Origin of the sequence: [Anoxybacillus] calidus, from assembly GCF_013760845.1 — a bacterium.
GTDB classification, from domain to species: Bacteria; Bacillota; Bacilli; order Bacillales; family Anoxybacillaceae; genus Paranoxybacillus; species Paranoxybacillus calidus.
In genome coordinates, this window is sequence record NZ_JACDUU010000022.1 from 1 (window position 1) to 1182 (window position 1182).

Here is a 1182-nt window from a genome sequence, read left to right on the forward strand (position 1 = left end):
TATATAGATTCAGATTAATTTTCCGACATAACCACCTGTCCGATGCGTTGGAGCACTTTTTCTGGAAATTCAGAAAGGTACTCTAAGAACGAAACAATCGATTCTCGCAACTCTTTTCGATTGGGATGAAACCGATTGGCAATGACACTCTCTTTCAGCCAACCCCAAATTCGTTCAACTAAATTTAAATTCGGCGAATAAGGGGATAAGAATACAAAAGTTAACTGTTCTTCGTGCTCCTGTAAAAAAGGCTGAAGAACTTTGGCATGATGAATTTTTGCGTTATCCAAGACCATCACGACATGTTTATCTGGATACTGGTCCAATGTGTATTGGAGAAACTGCAGAAAAGCCTGTGCATTACATTGGTCCGTTTCCATACAGAGAAATTCACCCGTTTCGATATTCACACCGCCTAATAAGCTAACCGTCGCGTGGTGTCCATACGTAGGGATTTGTTTTTGACGCCCTTTGACACTCCATGTGGTACGAAGAGCTTGGTAGTCGCGAATATGACTTTCATCTTCATAGATTATGACTGTGTTGTCGGACAAGTTTTTTTTATGAGTTCCATTTCTTGTTGAAACTCTTTTTGTTTTTGAGGATTCGCCCGTTTGAGGGTATACGTAGGGTGTGTATAGCGAAATCCCCATCGATGGAGCATATCACAAATCCCACCGCGAGACATGGTGACAGAAAATTTCTCTTCTAACACATGTTGAATGATTCGTGTATTCCAGCTGGTTTCGATGCCATATCCTTCATCGGCAGGGGTGCTTTCTTCCAACATCTTTCTTAATTCGCGTTCTTCGTCTGGAGACAGATACGGCTTTCTACCGGGAGCATAATGGCGTTCTAATAGCGCATCCATGCCACCTTGATTAAACTTTTGAACGTAAATCGAAACGGTTTCACGATGGATGTTCAACAGCTCAGCGACTTGGATTCCCAAATAGCCTTGCATAATCAGACGAATCACCGCAATTCGTTTCGCCATGTTCGCATTTTTCATTCGGCGTTCCTGTTCTTGAAGACGTTCGATGGTCCAACCATGATTGTTCGTAATTTGTAATCCTTTTTTCTTCATCATTCATCCGCTCCTTTGATTGATCCGTTTAGGAGCAGTATAGACAAAGGTGGATGGGGATTAAACATGTCGGAATTTCAAACTGAATTTATATA

At 41.6% G+C, this 1182-nt stretch carries 2 protein-coding genes; both read right to left on the reverse strand.

All coding sequences use genetic code 11. The features are described 5' to 3' along the window. Positions 1–14: 14 nt before the first annotated feature. The gene (locus tag HNQ85_RS17755) at positions 15–554 is read right to left on the reverse strand and encodes an IS630 family transposase (RefSeq protein ID WP_181538963.1); all 540 of its coding nucleotides are present in this window, start codon (positions 552–554) and stop codon (positions 15–17) included. Further along, on the reverse strand, positions 533–1090 hold the full coding sequence (locus HNQ85_RS17760; protein ID WP_246326910.1) for a helix-turn-helix domain-containing protein: 558 nt from the start codon (positions 1088–1090) through the stop codon (positions 533–535). Before HNQ85_RS17760 ends, HNQ85_RS17755 begins: the two co-directional genes overlap by 22 nt. Between the last annotated feature and the right edge of the window lie 92 nt (positions 1091–1182).